Origin of the sequence: Streptomyces sp. NPDC048643 (genome assembly GCF_040650615.1) — a bacterium.
Classification (GTDB): domain Bacteria; phylum Actinomycetota; class Actinomycetes; order Streptomycetales; family Streptomycetaceae; genus Streptomyces.
This window is the reverse complement of the sequence record NZ_JBEZHO010000002.1, coordinates 286,361-302,837: the sequence shown is the minus strand read 5'-3', so window position 1 is coordinate 302,837 and position 16,477 is coordinate 286,361. Positions and strand designations below refer to the sequence as shown.

Genomic DNA, 16,477 nt, shown 5'->3' with positions numbered 1-16,477 from the left:
GACGAGGTGACGTCGGTGGGGCACATCGGCCCTGATCCGCCCACGAATGGTGGGACGGGGCGAAAAGGTACGAGTCCGTCGCCGCACCGTTCGCCCGTGCGGCCCGGCGGCGACCCGTCGGCCCCACGGTGCTCAGGGGCGTACTTCTCAGGTCCCCGCATGAGTGCTTGGATGCTGAACCCGGCCGGGTTCCCGGCCGGCCCGTTGCTCGCCGTCCGATCCGGGTGGTGAGACGGCTCCTTTCCATGCTCCGCAAAGCTGAAGGGGTCGTCGGCTGGGCCCGGTGCTCACGCCGGGCCCAGCCGTATTTCTCGGGAGCGTGTGCCGCGAGCCGTCAGCGGGCGTCGCGCCGTCGAGCGCCCCCTGTGGAGGCCACGGCGGGAGGCGGTAGCTTGCCTGTCATGCGGAGCATGGCCGCCGTGTCGCTCGACGGAGGGGCACGGCGGAAGCCGCCCGCGAACCGCACGTGACGAGACCGGCGGTACCTCGGATCGTCAGGCACCGGGGCCGGCGCACCCGCCCGCGTGAGGCGCCTCTTCCCGGCTCCGCTCCCCGTCGACTGCGCCTCGTGCGCCAGGGATACGGATTCAGCCCCCGTGTACGGACTCCGCGCCCTGGCTTCCCGTGACAGGACCCTCGTACGGCAGCAGGTCCGGGCGCTTCGCCGGGAGGCCGTCGCCCGACGAGCGTCCCGTCAGACGCCGTCCGATCCACGGGAGCAGATGCCGGCGGGCGAAGCGGGCGTCGGCGGTGCGGCGGGAGATGAAGCCGGGCAGGGTCGTCGCGCCCATCGGGGTGCGCCACTCCTGGTCCTCGCCGTCGTACCCGAGCGTCTGCCACACCGCCTCGGCGACCCTGCGGTGTCCATCGGCGGTCAGGTGCAGCCGGTCCACGTCCCACATGCGCGGGTCCGCGAGCGAGGGCGCCCCGTAGAGGTCCACCACCAGGGCTCCGTGCCGCTTCGCGAGGTCGTCGACGACGACGAACAGCTCCTCCATGCGCGGACGGAAGCGTTCGAGGACCGGACCGTTGCGGGCCGGGCTGCGCATCAGGACGAGTTGTTCGCAGGCCGGGGCGAGCCGCTCCACGGCCTCCTCCAGGAGACCGCGGACGCGCCCCATGTCGACCTTGGGCCGCAGGGTGTCGTTCAGGCCGCCGACGAGCGTGATCACGTCGGGCCGCATGGCGGCGGCGACGTCGACCTGCTCGGCGACGATCTGGCCGATCAGCTTGCCGCGCACCGCGAGGTTGGCGTAGCGGAAGCCGGGGGCGCGGGCCGCCATCCGGGCCGCGAGGAGGTCGGCCCATCCCCGGTAGGAGCCGTCGGGCAACAGGTCCGACATGCCCTCGGTGAAGGAGTCGCCGACCGCGACAAGACTGGTGTAGGTGGCATTCGTCTGCATGGCGGGAAAGATGGTAACCCGAACACATACTCATCGGTCGGTCGGGTGCACCGGACCGGCCGACCTGCACGACACGCCGGGGTCGCCGGGAGGCCGGGCCCGTGCGCACGGAAGCGCCCGCCGCGTGAGGGTGTCGGCCGCACGGAAGCGCCCGCCCATGATGGTGCCCGCCGCACGGAAGCGTTTGCCGCAGGGAAGTGCCCGGCGGACGGCGGCCGTCCGCCGGGCACCCGGCGTGTGTCCCGACCTGAGGTGGGTGTCCTAGACCGGCTGTCCGAACAGTTCTCGCAGGACGTCCTCCATGGTCACCAGCCCCGCGAGCCGCCCGTCGCTGCCCATCACCGCCGCGAGGTGCGTCCGGCTGCGGCGCATGGCCGTCAGGACGTCGTCCAGGGGAGTGCTCTCCCGGACCCGGGCGATGGGCCGCATGTCCTCCACCCGGAACGGCAGGTCGCGCGGGGTGGCGTCCAGCGCGTCCTTGACGTGCAGATATCCCAGGATGCGGCGGCCGTCGTCGACGACCGGGAAACGGGAGAAGCCCGACTCGGCCGACAGCCGCTCCAGCTCCTCGGGCGTGACGCCCACGTGCGCGTAGACGACGCGTTCCACCGGCAGCACGACGTCGTGCACGGGCCGGCGGCCCAGCTCCAGGGCGTCGTGCAGACGCTCCTGGGCCCGGTCGTCGATCAGCCCGGCGGCGCCGGAGTCCTTCACGAGGCGGGCCAGCTCGTCGTCGGAGAACGTCGCCGCGACCTCGTCCTTGGTCTCCACCCGCAACAGCTTCAGCAGCCCGTTCGCGAAGGCGTTGACGGTGAAGATCACCGGGCGCAGCGCGCGGGAGAGGGCGACCAGTGGCGGCCCGAGCAGCAGCGCCGTCCGCACCGGTTCGGCGAGCGCCACGTTCTTCGGCACCATCTCACCGAGCAGCATGTGCAGATACGTCGCCAGGCTGAGCGCGATGACGAAGGAGACGGCGTGGCCCGCGCCGGAGGGCACGCCCACCGCGTGGAACACCGGCTCCAGCAGATGCGCGATCGCCGGTTCGGCCACGATGCCGAGCACCAGGGTGCAGAGCGTGATGCCCAGCTGGGCCGTGGCGAGGAGCGCGGAGACGTGTTCAAGACCCCACAGCACGCTGCGGGCGCGTCGGTCGCCCTGCTCCGCGTGCGGCTCGATCTGGCTGCGGCGCACCGAGATCAGTGCGAACTCGCCGCCCACGAAGAAGCCGTTCACGACGAGTGTCGCGAGGCCGATCAGCAGTTGTACGGCGGTCATCGCGCGTTCTCCTCGGCGTCGTGCGGCGCGTGCAGCAGCACGCGGGCGGCCCGCCGTCCCGAGGCGTCCACCACGTCGAGCCGCCAGCCGGTGGCCTCGACGGAGTCCCCCTCGGCGGGGATGCGGCCCAGCTCGGCCGCGACGAAACCGGCCAGGGTCTCGTACGGTCCGTCGGGCACCCGCAGTCCGACCCGGGCGAGCTGGTCGGTACGGGCGGACCCGTCGGCCGAGTACAGCGTCCTGCCGTCGTCGTCCGTGCCGACCGGGGCGATGTCGGGCGTCTCGTGCGGATCGTGCTCGTCACGGACCTCGCCGACGACTTCCTCGACGATGTCCTCCAGCGTGGCGACACCGGCCGTACCGCCGTACTCGTCGATGACCACGGCCATCGTGCGCTTCCCGGCCAGCCGGTCCAGCAGGCGGTCGACGGTCAACGACTCCGGTACGAGCAGCGGCTCCCGCATGATCCGGGCGACGGGTGTCTGGGTCCGTTCCTCGGCGGGGACCGTCAGGACGTCCTTGATGTGGGCCACCCCGACGACCTCGTCGAGGCTGTCCTGGTAGACGGGGAAGCGGGACAGGCCGGTCGCCCGGGTCGCGTTCGCGACGTCCTCGCAGGTCGCCTGCACGTCGAGCGCGACGACCTGGACGCGCGGCGTCATCACGTTCTCCGCGGTCAGGTCGGCGAGGTTCAGGGTGCGCACGAACAGCTCGGCGGTGTCCGCCTCCAGCGCGCCCTCCTTGGCCGAGTGCCGGGCGAGCGCCACCAGCTCCTGGGGCCCGCGCGCGGAGGCCAGCTCCTCGGCGGGTTCGAGGCCGAAACGCCGTACGACGTGGTTGGCCGTGTTGTTGAGGTGGGCGATGAACGGCCGGAAGGCCGCGCTGAACCAGCGCTGCGGCGTCGCCACCCGCTTGGCCACCGCCAGCGGCGAGGAGATCGCCCAGTTCTTCGGCACCAGTTCGCCCACGACCATCAGGAAGAGGGTCGAGAGGGCCGTACCGATGATCAGGGCCACCGAGCGTGACGCCGAGGCCGGAACCCCGATCGACTCCAGGGGGCCCGCGATCAGCTTGGCGATCGAGGACTCGGACAGCATGCCGACGACCAGGTTGGTCACGGTGATGCCGAGCTGGGCGCCGGACAGCTGGAAGGTGAGGTTGCGTACGGCCTTGAGGGCGCCCGAGGCGCCCCGCTCGCCACGCTCCACGGCACGTTCCAGTTCGCTGCGTTCGACCGTGGTCAGCGAGAACTCCGCCGCCACGAAGGCGCCGCAGGCCAGCGAGAGCAGAACGGCCACCAGCAGCAGGAGAACTTCGGTCATCGGGTCACCTCCGTCCCATGATCGGCCAGGGTCGGGGGGATCGCGCGATGTCCGCGGCCACTGTGACGAGCACGGCGCCGGGTACTGGGAGGTTCGCCCATGGGCGGACGCTCACACCTTTCGTAGGAGGACGGAGTGTCCACCAAGGGTAAAGGAAGAGCAAAGCGTTCTCCTCGGTGGCCCCCGCACCTGACAGGGGACCAGGGGTGTCGCTGGGACCACTCCGGTTCCCCCGACCGGTGCCGACGACACCGCTACGCGCCGAGCGGCTTCACCCAGCGCCGCCAGTGCTCCTCGGGCGCGTACCCGGCGGCCCGCCACGCGTGGTGGGCCGACTCGTTCCGTCGCAGCACCATCGCGTCCCCGCGCCGCCCTCCGAGCCGTACGAAGCGCTCCTCCGCGGCGGCGAGCAGCGCCGAGCCGATGCCGAGCCGTCGCCGGTCCGGACGCACCGCCAGTCGGTACAGGTGGCAGCGCCAGCCGTCGAAGCCGGCGATCACGGCGCCGACGAGTTCCCCACCCCGTTCCGCGAGGAGCAGGGACTCGGGGTCGCGGGCGAGCAGCCGCTCGACGCCCTCGCGGTCGTCGCTGATGCTCGTACCCTCGGCGGCCGCCTCCCAGAAGGCGAGCACCGCGTCCAGGTCCTCGGGCACGGCGGCCCGTATCCGCAGGTCGGTCATGCGCCGATCCCATCACGTGGACCGCGCGGAGGCACCGGATTCCACCATCCGGACGATCGTCCGCCACCCGTGCGCGGCCGACCGGTGTGCAGAGGCCGGTGGACCGCCGGTACGGCGGTCACTCGTGCGCGATGGCAGCCAGGACGTTCATCCGGGACGCCCGCAGCGCGGGGAGCAGCGCCGCGACGACGCCGACGAGCGCGGAGCCGACCACCACCGCCACGATCGTCGTCCAGGGGATGGCGAGTTCCTCCATCCCCTGAAGGGCGAGCACCCGCTGGACGCACACACCCCAGACGAGCCCCAGCGCCAGACCGAGCACGGCTCCGAACACGGCGATCACCACCGACTCCAGCCGGATCATCCGGCGCAGCTGACGGCGGCCGAGTCCGATGGCCCGCAGCAGTCCGATCTCCCGGGTCCGCTCCACCACCGACAGGGCGAGGGTGTTGACGACACCGAGCACCGCGATGACGATGGCGAGCCCGAGCAGGGCGTACACGAGGTAGAGCAGTACGGCGATCTGGTCGTGCACCAGCTTCTTGTAGTCGGCCTGGTCGCGGACCTGCACCTGGGGGTACGGATCCAGGGTCTTCTCCAGACGTGAGCGCAACCGGTCCGCGTCGGTGCCCGGGCTCGCGTTCACGTACAGCGCGGAGTCCTGCCCGCCGGGCACGTACTTCTCGACCGTGCCGAAGCCGATGACGAGCCCGCCCTGCATACCGAACCCGCCGCTGCCCGCCTGGTCGGTGAGGGCGCCCACCGTCAGGTCGGTCGTGCGGCCGGCCGGGAACTCGACGGGAATCGTGCTGCCCACCCGTACGCCGTGGTCCTTCGCGAACGTCGCGTCCATGGCGAGGCGGCCGTCCGCGAGCGCCGCCGCGGTGTCGCCCCGCGCGTACGCGATGTGGGCGACGTCGTCGAGCCGCTGGTCGTAGGCCGCCGCGGACGTCTCGATCCGCTTGCCGTCCGGCAGCCGGACCGCGATCGGCGTGAACCGCTGCCGGACGACGAGCCCCACGCCCTCGGTGGCGCGCACCTTGTCCGTCAACTCCTTGGAGAAGGGAACGAAGTTGTCGTTCTGCAGCACGAAGTCGGAACCGAGCGTCTTGTCGATCTGACTGTCGAAGGACTTGCTCATGGAGGCGCTGGCCACGGACATCCCGCCGACCAGGGCCAGCCCCACCATGAGCGCGGCGGCGGTGGCGCCCGTGCGGCGCGGATTGCGCAGGGCGTTGCGCTGGCTCATCCGGCCGACCGAGCCGAAGAGCGCGGGGAAGGCGCCCCCGAGGACCCGGATCACCGGCCGGACCAGCAGCGGCCCCGCGATCACCGTGGCGATCAGCGTCAGGACCACGCCGAGTCCCAGCAGCGAGGCGGACGTCGACGTCTTCGACGCGGCCGCGCAACCGGCGAGCGCCGCCGCTCCGGCCACTCCGACGACCACGCCCACGATGGCCCGCGTCCGCAACGGCTTCCCGACGCCGGCGACTTCGGCGTCCGAGAGGGCCGCCATCGGGGAGACGGTCGCCGCGCGCCGGGCCGGCAGATACGCGGCGACGAACGTGACGCCCACCCCGACGACGTACGCCGCCACCGGTGTCGGCCAGCCGATCACCATCTCCGTCGACTTCAGGTTCATGCCGAACGCGGTCATCAGCTTGATCAGACCGACCGCGAGCCCGATCCCCGCCGCGAGGCCGAGGGTCGAACCGACCAGGCCGAGGAGCAGCGCCTCGGTGAGCACCGACCGGCGCACCTGGCGACGGTCGGCGCCGAGCGCCCGCAACAGGCCGAGTTCGCGGGTGCGTTGGGCGATCAGCATGGAGAACGTGTTGACGATCAGGAAGATGCCCACGAGCACGGCGATCCCGGCGAAGCCGAGCATCACGTACTTGATGATGTCCAGGAAGCCGCCGAGCTGCTCGGCCGACGACTCGGCCTGCTCGTCGGCGGTCTTCACGTCGTACTCGGCGGCACCCAGCTCGGCGGCGATCCGTTGCTTGACCGTCGCGTCGCTGACGCCCTTCGTCGCTTCCACGGAGATGCTCGTGGCGGCGTCGGTCGATCCGAGGAGCTTCGCCTGCGCGGTCGGGGTGTCGAGGAAGACCAGCGCGGCACCGGGGTTCGTGGTGGTGAAGGTGGCGATCCCGACGATCCGCACCTCGAACGACCCGGGCTGCGCCTGCACCGTGAGCGCGTCCCCGATGCCGAGGTGCTTCTTGTCGGCGGTGTCGGCGTCGAGCAGTGCCTCGCCGTCGCCCTTCGGCGCGTGTCCGGAGGTCAGCTTCACCGGACTGCGGTCGGTGACCTGCCAGTCCGTGACGACGGTGGGGGCACCGGTCGTCGGGCCGACGGACTTGTTCGCGCTGTCGACGACCGGTGCGTTCTCGACCGAGGCGTCGACCCGGGCCGCGGCGACTCCCTCGACCTTCGCGATCCGGTCCGCCAGCGAGGCCGGCACGGTCTCGGTGGCGCCGGTCGGCAGCTGGGAGTTCAGGTCGTTCCTCGGCTCCACGGTCACGTCGGCCGAGGTGGAGGCGAAGAGCCGGTCGAACGTGCGGGTCACCGTGTCCGAGAAGATGAGGCTGCCCGCGACGAAGGCCACCGACAGCACGATGGCGAGCGCCGACAGGAGCAGCCGCCCCTTGTGCGCGAGAAAGCTCCGCAGGGTCGCCTTGAGCACGGCCGCCTCAGTCCTTGTCGAGGGTCACGTCGGTGGAGCCGGCCGCGGGCGAACCGCTCCCGGAGCCGGCCGGCGGAGACCCCTCGGGGGAGCCGGCCGCGCGGGGCACGGCACCGGACCCGCCCCGGGCCGCCCTGTCGCCGGACCCGCCGGGGTCCGCCGCGGTGCCGCCCGGTTCGCGGCCGTCGTAGGTCACGCGGACCGTGTCGAAGCGCTTCATCCGCTCCAGCACGGCCTCCGCGGTCGGCCGTTCCGTCTCGTCCACGATCCGCCCGTCCGCGAGGAAGAGCACCAGGTCGGAGTGGGCGGCCGCGCCCGGATCGTGCGTGACCATGACGACGGTCTGGCCCAAATCGTCGACGGCCTCGCGCAGGAAGCCGAGGACCTCGAGACCGGCGCGGGAGTCCAGGTTGCCGGTCGGCTCGTCGGCGAAGATCAGCTCGGGCCGTGAGGCGAGCGCCCGCGCGCAGGCCACGCGCTGCTGCTGGCCACCGGAGAGCTGGGCGGGCCGGTGCTTCAGCCGATCACGCAGTCCCAGGGTGTCGATGACCTGGTCCAGCCACTGCCGGTCGGGCTTCTGGCCCGCGATGTCCATGGGCAGCGTGATGTTCTCCGCGGCGTTCAGCGTCGGGATCAGGTTGAACGACTGGAACATGAAGCCGATCCGGTCCCGGCGCAGCCGCGTCAGTTCACGGTCCTTCAGCCCGGTGATCTCCGTGCCGCCCAGCCACACCTGTCCGGCCGAGACGGTGTCGAGCCCCGCCAGACAGTGCATGAGGGTGGACTTCCCGGAGCCCGACGGGCCCATCACGGCGGTGAACCGGCCGCGCGCGATGTCCACGTCGACCGAGTCGAGGGCGAGCACCGCGGTCTCGCCCGAGCCGTACGCCTTCGTCAGACCGCGGGCGCGGGCGGCGATCCCGTCCCCTTCCGCGCGGCCGGGTGCCTGCTCCGCAGCAGCTGTGGACAAGGCCGCCTCCTCCGTGTTCGACGTCCCGAATCCCTCGTAGCGCCCGAGCGTAGTGTGACGACGGGCACACCCGACATCCCCCTTGAGTGCCGGATGCCCTCCGCCCCAGGTCGTGCCCCGGGCACGGATGTAAGGGGCACTCTCCACCCGCGTTCGCCGGGCCCCGTCCTGTCGACGGCCGCCCTTCCGGACCCCCGGAGAGGCCTGCCCCCTTGCCGGTGCTAGCGGTTCCGCGCTAGCTTCTAAGGATGGCGAAGACTCAGCTGAACGTCCGGGTGGACGAGGGCACGGCCCGAGCCGCCCGTGAGCGAGCCCTGGAACGGGGGATGAGCGTGAACCGCTACATCGAGGAACTGGTCCGGCAGGACACCGGGGAGGTGGGCCACACGTTCGTGGACGCCGCCGCCGATTTCATGAAGCAGTACGAGTCCGTGTTCGCCGAGGAGTTCGGCTCGGACCGTGAAGGCACCCGCGAAGGTCGTCGTTGATCCCTTGAGCAGTCTCAGAGTCGATCTTGCCTGGCTCCTCATGATCGCCGAACAGAAAACACCCGGAGATCCCCAGGTCACCGACTGGGGAGCGCTCGTCGCCGCAGTCAGCCGGCACGAGGCGGAGATCTTCGGCATTCCCGTCTACGACAGTCCGCACGCCCGCGCCGCCGCGCTGCTCCAGCTCCTGCTGCACGTCCCGGCACTCGAGCGTTCCAACGCGATGTTCGCCTCGGCCGTCGCGTACGCCTATCTCGTCGCCAGCGGCCTGAAGGTCGTCACCTCTCCCGAGCAGGTGCGGGAGCTGGCCCGGCTGGTGAAGAGCGGCGAGGCCACCGTGCACGAGATCACGCACGAACTGCGCCGCTGGAGCCTGTAGCGGATCAGTTCGTTCCTGGTCCCTGGTCCGCGGGTCGGTACGCCGTCCCCAGGACGCAGTACGAGGTGGGCAGCCGCATCCCCTTCTCGGGCATGAACAGCCTGCGGTACGGGCCCAGTTCGAAGCCGGCGTCGCGCAGCGCGGAGACCGTGTCACGGGACAGGTGGCAACCGCCGGCCAGCCGGGGCCACACCGTGCGGTCCAGGCCCCGCTGCGTCGACCGCATCACCGGTCCGCCGCCGCTGCCGTGCTCGAAGAACCGCACCGTGCCGCCGGGCCGCAGCACCCGCCGCACTTCGGCCAGCGCCTTCGGCACGTCCCGCACGCTGCACAGCACCAGCGACAGCACCGCCGCGTCGTACGCCTCGCTCTTGACCGGCAGCGCCTCCGCCGCACCCGGCGCCACGTCGACGGGGACCTCGCAGCGCAGCGCCGCCTCCACCGCCAACTGCCGCAGCAGCCGCTCGGGTTCGATGGCCACGACCTCCGAGACGGTGCCCGGATAGTGCGCGAAGTTCAGCCCGTTGCCCGCGCCGACCTCGATGACCCGGCCGGACAGTCCGGCGAGCAGCCGGTCCCGCATCCGGCCCATGCCCATCCGGGTCTCGGCGCCGACGCTGAGGCGGGCGTAGGAGCGGGCGAACACCGGATGGTGCACGGCGTCCGCCGGCACCTTGCCGGAGCCGGCCGGACGCAACGGCTTGAACGGCATGACGGACCTCCCGGGAGGACGGGTCTTACCGGGATTGTCCCCCCGCCGGGTCCACCGCACGCGCCGGACGGCGCCCCGCTCCCGCCGCGGCTCCGCGCCGGGAGACCGGCCCGGACCGCGGACCGGCCCGGACCGCGGACCGGTCCGGAGCGAGCTCCGCGGGCGTCCGCGCGTCCGTGCCTCGGGGTGCTCAGGCGGTGTTGGCCGCGGCGAAGACGTCCGCGTTCCAGCGTCCGCCCAGTCGCGGATCCAGCCAACCCGGGGACTGTGCACGGAAGTCGGCGGGCGACCTGCCCCCCGCTCCCGCCGGGACCGCGCCCAGCAGCGGCGCGCCGCACACGGCCGGCAGGTCCGCGAGGTTGCAGCGCATGGCCAGATCCGGCGCGTCCGGCCAGCTTCCGATGACGACACCCGCGAACTCCAGCTCACGGAACCGCAGCTCACGGGCCGTCAGTTCCGTCGCGTTGAGGGTGCCGAGCCCGGCCGGCGCGACGACCAGCACGGGTGCGTCGAGCAGCCGGGCCGCGTCCGCCAGCGTCCCGTCCTCGTCGTCGAAGCGGACGAGGAGACCGCCCGCACCCTCGACGAGCACCAGGTCGTGCTCGGTGGCCAGTTTGGCCGCGGCCTCGGCGACATCCCGCGGCGGCACCGGCGCGAGGCCGGCCCGCCGGGCGGCCGTCGCCGGCGCCAACGGCTCGGGATAGCGGCCGAGTTCGAGCGTCGTGACGGCGCCCGCGAGCCGCGCGGCCTCGTCCGCGTCGCCCCGCTCCTGCGGTCCCACACCGGTCTGCGCCGGCTTGAGCACGGCCACCGACCGTCCGGCCGCGAGCGCCGTGGCCGCGACGGCGGCCGTGACGACCGTCTTGCCGACCTCCGTGCCCGTTCCCGTGATCACCAGTACCGGCATCTCAACCCTCCCGCGCCGCCGCGCACACGGCGCGCGCGATCCGTTCGACGTCCCTGTCGCCCGTGACGTACGGCGGCATCGTGTAGACGAGGTCGCGGAACGGTCGCAGCCACACCCCTTCGCGCACCGCGGCCGCCGTCGCCGCCTTCATGTCCACCTCGTGGTCGAGCTGGACGACTCCGATCGCGCCGAGCACACGTACATCCCGCACGCCCGGCAGGGACGCGGCCTCCGCGAGCCCGTCCCGCAGCCCCGTCCCGATCCGCTTCACCTCGGTCCGCCAGTCCTGGCCGAGCAGCAGGTCGACCGACGCGCACGCCACCGCCGCCGCCAGCGGGTTGCCCATGAACGTCGGGCCGTGGGCGAGCACCGGGACCTCGCCGCGCGAGATGCCCTCGGCCACCCGCGCGGTGCACAGCGTCGCCGCCATCGTCAGATAACCGCCGGTCAGCGCCTTGCCGACGCACATCACGTCCGGTGTCACACCCGCGTGGTCCGCCGCGAACAGCTCGCCCGTCCGACCGAAACCGGTGGCGATCTCGTCGAAGACCAGCAGCACGTCGTGCGCGTCGCACGCCTCGCGCAGCACCCGCAGATACGCGGGGGAGTGGAACCGCATGCCACCCGCGCCCTGCACCACCGGCTCGACGATCACCGCGGCCAGTTCGTCGGCGTGCGCGCCGATCAGCTCGCGCAGCCGCTCGGCGTACTCGGCGTCGTACTCCGTCGGAGGCGCGTCGGCGAACACCTGGCGGTGGAGCACGCCCTGCCACAGCTCGTGCATCCCGCCCTCGGGGTCGCACACCGACATGGGCTGCCAGGTGTCCCCGTGGTAGCCGCCGCGCCAGGTCAGCAGGCGCTGCTTGGCCGGGCGGCCGAGCGAACGCCAGTACTGGAGGCACATCTTGACGGCGACCTCGACGGACACGGAGCCGGAGTCGGCCAGGAAGACATGTTCCAGGCCGTCCGGAGAGATGTCGACCAGCCGCTTAGCGAGCCGTACGGCGGGCTCGTGGGTGAGCCCGCCGAACATCACGTGGCTCATCCGGTCCAGCTGGCCGCGCGCCGCCTCGTTGAGGACCGGATGGTTGTAGCCGTGGATGGCCGACCACCAGGACGACATCCCGTCGATCAGCTCACCCGCACCGCCGGCCAGCCGGAGCCGGACCCCGCTCGCCGACTCCACGACCAGCGGCTCCTGACGGCCGGGCATCGGCCCGTACGGATGCCAGACGTGCCGCCGGTCGAGGTCGAGGAGTTCCCGCACGGACAGGTCAGGCATTGGGCGCGAGGTCCGTTCCGGCACCACGGCGGCGGACGGCGACGAGGTCGGTCCTGGCACCCGCGGGCACCGCTTCCGTGTTCGGCGTCTCCGTGCTCGCACCCTCCGTACCCGCGGTCTCCGCGCGGACGGTCTCGACGGGAGCCGCCGGGACCGAGCCGCACACCCCGGCGCCCTCGTGGGAGCCGCAGCCGCCTCCGGCGTGCGATCCGCAGCCGGCCTCCGCGTGCGCCCCGCACCCGGCGCCCTCCGTCGCCGTGTCGCCGACCGGCGCGTGCGCACCGCAGCCGCCCGCCGCCGCACGGTGCTCCGGCAGCGTCACCTCGCCCGCGTTCTCCACCTCGAAGCCCGCGTCCGCGATCATGTCCAGGTCCGCCTTGCCCGCCTGGCCCTCGCTGGTCAGGTAGTCACCGAGGAAGATCGAGTTGGCGAGGTGCAGGGCGAGGGGCTGGAGGGTGCGCAGATGGACCTCGCGGCCACCGGCGATCCGGACCTCGACGTCCGGGCACACGAACCGGACCATGGCGAGGATGCGCAGGCATCGCTGCGGGGTGAGGTTCCACTCCTTGGCGAGCGGGGTGCCCTCGAACGGGATCAGGAAGTTCACCGGGACGGAGTCGGGGTCGAGCGCGCGCAGCGCGTACACGACGTCGACGAGGTCCTCGTCCGACTCGCCCATGCCCGCGATCAGACCCGAGCAGGCTGACAGTCCCGCCGCGTGCGCCTTCTGGACCGTGTCGACCCGGTCGGCGTACGTGTGCGTGGTCGTGATGTCCCCGTACGTCCCCTCGGACGTGTTCAGGTTGTGGTTGTACGCGTCCGCGCCGGCCTCGCGGAGCCGCTCGGCCTGGCCGTCGGAGAGCAGACCGAGGCAGGCGCACACCTCGACGCCCTCGTTCTGGTCCTTGATGGCCTTGATCGTGTCGGAGACCCGCTCCACGTCACGGTCCGTCGGCCCGCGGCCGCTGGCCACCAGGCACACCCGCTTGGCGCCGCCGGCGAGCCCCGCCGCCGCGGCCCGGGAGGCCTCGTCGGGCTTCAGCCAGCTGTACTTCAGGATCCCGGCCCGGGAGCCGAGGCGCTGCGAGCAGTACGAACAGTCCTCCGGGCACAGGCCCGACTTCAGGTTGACCAGATAGTTCAGTTTCACCCGTCGGCCGAACCAGCGGCGGCGCACCTTGCCGGCCGCGGCCACCACGTCGAGCACGTCGTCGTCGGACGTGGCCAGTACGGCCAGCGCCTCCTCGCGGGTCGGCAGCTCGCGCCGAAGCCCCTTGTCCACCAGCGTGTTCAGCAGGTCCATGAGGTCCGATCCTGGCGTATACGACCGGCCCCGGCCAAGGAGAGATCGGACAACAGAGTGGGTTCGACGTGTGGGTATTGCCACATCCTGGGCGGCTGGTCCGGCCGCTAGGGTCTGTGCACTGCCTACAAAACACCCGCCACGACGGTCCGGAGGACACATGGCGTTCGGCTGGATCGACGAGCAGGCCGCGGCGCGCCGCGCCGCCGGTCTCGTACGGACCCTGCGCCCGCGTCCCGCCGACTCGCCGCTGCTCGATCTCGCGAGCAACGACTACCTCGGTCTGGCCCGCCACCCGCGGATCACGGCCGCCGCAGCGGACGCGGCGCGCACCTGGGGCGGCGGCGCGACCGGTTCCCGGCTCGTCACCGGCACCACCGAACTCCACACCGAACTGGAACGCGAACTGGCCGACTTCTGCGGCTTCGAGTCCGCACTCGTCCTCTCCTCCGGCTACGCGGCCAATCTCGCCGCCGTCACCGCCCTCGCCCCGCACGGCTCGCTCGTCGTCTCGGACGCGGGCAACCACGCCTCGCTGATCGACGGCTGCCGGCTCGCCCGGGGAGCCGTCCAGGTCGTGGGGCACGCGGACCCGGCCGGTGTGGGCAAGGCGCTCGGCACCCACGAGGGGCCCGCCGTCGCCGTCTCCGACACGGTCTTCTCGGTGGACGGCGACGCGGCACCGCTCACCGGACTCGCCCTTGCCTGCCGGGAGTACGGGGCCGGTCTGATCCTCGACGACGCGCACGGGCTCGGTGTCCTCGGCGACGGCGGCCGGGGTGCCCCGCACGCGGCGGGGCTCGCCGGGGACCCTGACGTCGTCGTGACGGTCACGCTGTCCAAGTCGCTCGGCAGCCAGGGCGGAGCCGTCCTCGGCCCGGCGGCGGTCATCGACCACCTCGTCAACGCGGCACGCACCTTCATCTTCGACACCGGCCTCGCGCCGGCGGCGGTGGGAGCGGCGCTGGCCGCGCTGCGACTGCTGCGCGACGAACCGGAGCGAGCGGCCAGGGCACGCGCGGTGGCCACGGCGCTGCACACCCGGCTGACGGCCGAGGGACTGTCGGCGGTACGACCGGACGCCGCCGTCGTCTCCGTCAGGGCACCGTCCCCCGAACGGGCCCTGAGCTGGGCCGCCGACTGCCGCGAGGAGGGCCTCGCCGTCGGCTGCTTCCGTCCCCCGTCGGTGCCCGACGGTGTGTCGAGGCTGCGGCTGACGGCCCGCGCGGACCTCTCCGAGGAGCAGATCGAGCGCGCGGTGGACGTGATCAGCCGCACCCGGTGAACCGGCCCGCGGTCATGCCAGGCCGGTGATGAACCCCTCCCAGGCGGCAGGGGCGAACAGCAGGGCGGGGCCTGCCGGATTCTTGGAATCGCGCACCGCGACCGTCCCGGACCACGGTCCGGAGCCGGGGCGCGCCGTCTCGACGCAGTTGTTCATTCCCGTGCTGCGGCTGCTGCGCAGCCATCGCACGTCGCGCAGTGAAGTGCTGGAGGGTACGTACCGAGGCGATGCAGACAATGGGGGTGCCTCCTTACGCGCCGTCACCTATCCCGGCGATGTAGTCCAACGAGTCCTCGGGCGAAAGGGCGTGGAACTGAAGGGTGTTGAAGGCCTCCGTATAGGCCTGGAGGTCTTCTTTCCGTTCGAGGTAGAGGCTACTCGTCAAGTGGTCGAGAACAACCACATCCAGATCAGTTGTGTTCGGAAATGAGAAGATAACGAAAGGCCCGGTGATCCCGATGTGCGCTCCGGCGGCGAACGGCAGCACCTGGAGCCGGACTTGGGGGAGCGCCGCGGCCTCGCACAGCCGGTTCAGCTGGCGGGCCATCACCTCGGGACCGCCCACCTCCCGACGCAGCACCGCCTCGTCCAGCACCGCGCACAGCTCCAGCGGAGGATCGGCGCGCAGCACGTCCTGCCGGGCCAGCCGCACCTCGACCAGGGTGTCGAGCTTGCTCTCCTCCAGCCCGTCCACGGCGGCCCGCGTCACCGCGCGGGCGTAGTCGGGCGTCTGCAACAGGCCCGGTACGACGGACGTCTCCAGGGTGCGCATCCCACTGGCGCCCGACTCCAGACTGATGAAGTCGCGGTATGCCGGCGGCAGCACCCCTCGGTACGCGTGCCACCAGTGGTGCCGGCCGTTTCCCTCGGATCCCGCCAACACGACCAGAAGCTCGCGCAGTTCGGGATCCTCGACCCCGTAGGCGTCCAACAGGCGCTCGACGTCGCCCGGTTTCACCCCGCTGGTGCCGGTCTCGATGCGGCTCACCTTCGACTGGTGCCAGCCGAGCAGGCGGGCCGCCTGGCCGCTCGTGAGACCCGTGCCCGCGCGCAGCGCGCGCAGTTCGGCGCCGAGCTTGCGGCGGCGCACCGCGGGACCGTGCTGCATGGCCGTTCTCCTTACTCCTTCCAAGCCGCCCGAATACGCTCTGCCGACGCAGAGTTCACCGCATCGAGCGACAGATATATGCATTACTCGGTGGATCGCACCCGCGACCGGCTCCGTAATGGCAGTCTGGCGCAAGCACCAGTCCGGGACCGTACTCGAACCATCCGCTCCGTGTCGGACTCCGGTCCCGTGGGAAAGGGACGACCTCGCCATGGCAGATCACCAGGAAGCAGCCGTCACTCTGCCGAGCGAAGCCGTCTCGGTTTCCGTGGCCCGTAAATTCGTCGCGGAAGTGCTGGCCGAATGGGGCCTGCCGGGCGACGCCGAAGTCGGCGAGACCGTCCGCCTGATCGTGTCCGAACTGGCCACCAACGCCGTTCAGCACACCTTCGGGCAGTCGCCCACCTTCACGGTCGACGTGTGCCTCGACCGGGAGGAGCGCCTGCGGATCGGCGTCACCGACAGCCATCCGCGCTTCCCGAAGCGACTGCCCGCGGCGGTCCAGCAGGACAACGGCCGCGGCATGGTGATCATCCGCTGGCTCGCCAACGAGTGCGGCGGACGACTCAGCGTCCGCGCCACCCGTGAGGGCGGCAAGACCGTCTCCATCGAACTCCCCTGGACCGTACCGGTCCAGCCGGTCGCGGCCGGGGGACCGCCCGAGGCGTAGCGACCAC

Annotated in this window: 16 protein-coding genes; 4 read left to right on the top strand and 12 right to left on the bottom strand. The window is 72.0% G+C overall.

All coding sequences use genetic code 11. The features are described 5' to 3' along the window. Positions 1-587 precede the first annotated feature (587 nt). The 6 genes from AB0C62_RS03225 to AB0C62_RS03200 all read right to left on the bottom strand — a co-directional run bounded on the left by AB0C62_RS03225 (position 588) and on the right by AB0C62_RS03200 (position 8,336). Positions 588-1,403: an SGNH/GDSL hydrolase family protein gene (locus tag AB0C62_RS03225; RefSeq protein ID WP_362969360.1), complete on the bottom strand. Its 816-nt coding sequence runs from the start codon at positions 1,401-1,403 to the stop codon at positions 588-590. A gap of 261 nt (positions 1,404-1,664) precedes the next feature. Further along, positions 1,665-2,678 (bottom strand): hemolysin family protein, encoded by a 1,014-nt coding sequence (locus tag AB0C62_RS03220; protein ID WP_362969359.1) that lies wholly within the window; start codon positions 2,676-2,678, stop codon positions 1,665-1,667. Beyond that, positions 2,675-4,000 (bottom strand): hemolysin family protein, encoded by a 1,326-nt coding sequence (locus AB0C62_RS03215; protein WP_362969358.1) that lies wholly within the window; start codon positions 3,998-4,000, stop codon positions 2,675-2,677. Before AB0C62_RS03215 ends, AB0C62_RS03220 begins: the two co-directional genes overlap by 4 nt. A gap of 254 nt (positions 4,001-4,254) precedes the next feature. Continuing rightward, the gene (locus tag AB0C62_RS03210) at positions 4,255-4,680 is read right to left on the bottom strand and encodes a GNAT family N-acetyltransferase (protein WP_362969357.1); all 426 of its coding nucleotides are present in this window, start codon (positions 4,678-4,680) and stop codon (positions 4,255-4,257) included. A gap of 118 nt (positions 4,681-4,798) precedes the next feature. After that, the gene (locus AB0C62_RS03205) at positions 4,799-7,366 is read right to left on the bottom strand and encodes an ABC transporter permease (RefSeq protein ID WP_362969356.1); all 2,568 of its coding nucleotides are present in this window, start codon (positions 7,364-7,366) and stop codon (positions 4,799-4,801) included. Between the two features lie 7 nt (positions 7,367-7,373). Further along, a complete protein-coding gene (locus AB0C62_RS03200) occupies positions 7,374-8,336 on the bottom strand; it encodes an ABC transporter ATP-binding protein (RefSeq protein WP_362969355.1) in 963 nt (320 codons plus the stop codon). A 248-nt stretch (positions 8,337-8,584) separates the two neighbouring features. Between AB0C62_RS03200 and AB0C62_RS03195 the strand changes: the two genes are divergently transcribed. Continuing rightward, positions 8,585-8,824: a toxin-antitoxin system, antitoxin component gene (locus tag AB0C62_RS03195; RefSeq protein WP_081223142.1), complete on the top strand. Its 240-nt coding sequence runs from the start codon at positions 8,585-8,587 to the stop codon at positions 8,822-8,824. A 4-nt stretch (positions 8,825-8,828) separates the two neighbouring features. Then, positions 8,829-9,203 carry a fic family toxin-antitoxin system, toxin component gene (locus AB0C62_RS03190; RefSeq protein WP_355867104.1) on the top strand — a complete coding sequence of 125 codons (375 nt, stop codon included), beginning with the start codon at positions 8,829-8,831 and terminating at the stop codon, positions 9,201-9,203. Between the two features lie 4 nt (positions 9,204-9,207). Here the strand turns inward: AB0C62_RS03190 and AB0C62_RS03185 are convergent, their stop codons facing one another. The 4 genes from AB0C62_RS03185 to bioB all read right to left on the bottom strand — a co-directional run bounded on the left by AB0C62_RS03185 (position 9,208) and on the right by bioB (position 13,407). Beyond that, positions 9,208-9,915, bottom strand: a complete 708-nt coding sequence (locus AB0C62_RS03185) for a class I SAM-dependent methyltransferase (protein WP_362969354.1) — start codon at positions 9,913-9,915, stop codon at positions 9,208-9,210. A 190-nt stretch (positions 9,916-10,105) separates the two neighbouring features. Further along, complete coding sequence (bioD, locus tag AB0C62_RS03180) at positions 10,106-10,822, bottom strand: dethiobiotin synthase (protein WP_362969353.1); 717 nt, start codon at positions 10,820-10,822, stop codon at positions 10,106-10,108. A 1-nt stretch (position 10,823) separates the two neighbouring features. Then, entirely contained in the window at positions 10,824-12,104 is a 1,281-nt protein-coding gene (locus AB0C62_RS03175) for an adenosylmethionine--8-amino-7-oxononanoate transaminase (RefSeq protein WP_362969352.1), read from the bottom strand. After that, entirely contained in the window at positions 12,097-13,407 is a 1,311-nt protein-coding gene (bioB, locus tag AB0C62_RS03170) for a biotin synthase BioB (protein WP_362969351.1), read from the bottom strand. Before bioB ends, AB0C62_RS03175 begins: the two co-directional genes overlap by 8 nt. A gap of 160 nt (positions 13,408-13,567) precedes the next feature. On the opposite strand from bioB, the gene AB0C62_RS03165 reads away from it, so the two are divergent. Continuing rightward, complete coding sequence (locus tag AB0C62_RS03165; RefSeq protein ID WP_362969350.1) at positions 13,568-14,692, top strand: 8-amino-7-oxononanoate synthase; 1,125 nt, start codon at positions 13,568-13,570, stop codon at positions 14,690-14,692. A 12-nt stretch (positions 14,693-14,704) separates the two neighbouring features. On the opposite strand, the gene AB0C62_RS03160 is transcribed toward AB0C62_RS03165, so the two are convergent. Both AB0C62_RS03160 and AB0C62_RS03155 read right to left on the bottom strand, forming a co-directional pair. Further along, a complete protein-coding gene (locus tag AB0C62_RS03160; RefSeq protein WP_355867086.1) occupies positions 14,705-14,929 on the bottom strand; it encodes a DUF397 domain-containing protein in 225 nt (74 codons plus the stop codon). A gap of 13 nt (positions 14,930-14,942) precedes the next feature. Further along, positions 14,943-15,800: a helix-turn-helix transcriptional regulator gene (locus tag AB0C62_RS03155; RefSeq protein ID WP_362969349.1), complete on the bottom strand. Its 858-nt coding sequence runs from the start codon at positions 15,798-15,800 to the stop codon at positions 14,943-14,945. 211 nt (positions 15,801-16,011) lie between these two features. On the opposite strand from AB0C62_RS03155, the gene AB0C62_RS03150 reads away from it, so the two are divergent. Continuing rightward, on the top strand, positions 16,012-16,470 hold the full coding sequence (locus tag AB0C62_RS03150; protein WP_362969348.1) for an ATP-binding protein: 459 nt from the start codon (positions 16,012-16,014) through the stop codon (positions 16,468-16,470). The last annotated feature ends 7 nt before the right edge of the window (positions 16,471-16,477 follow it).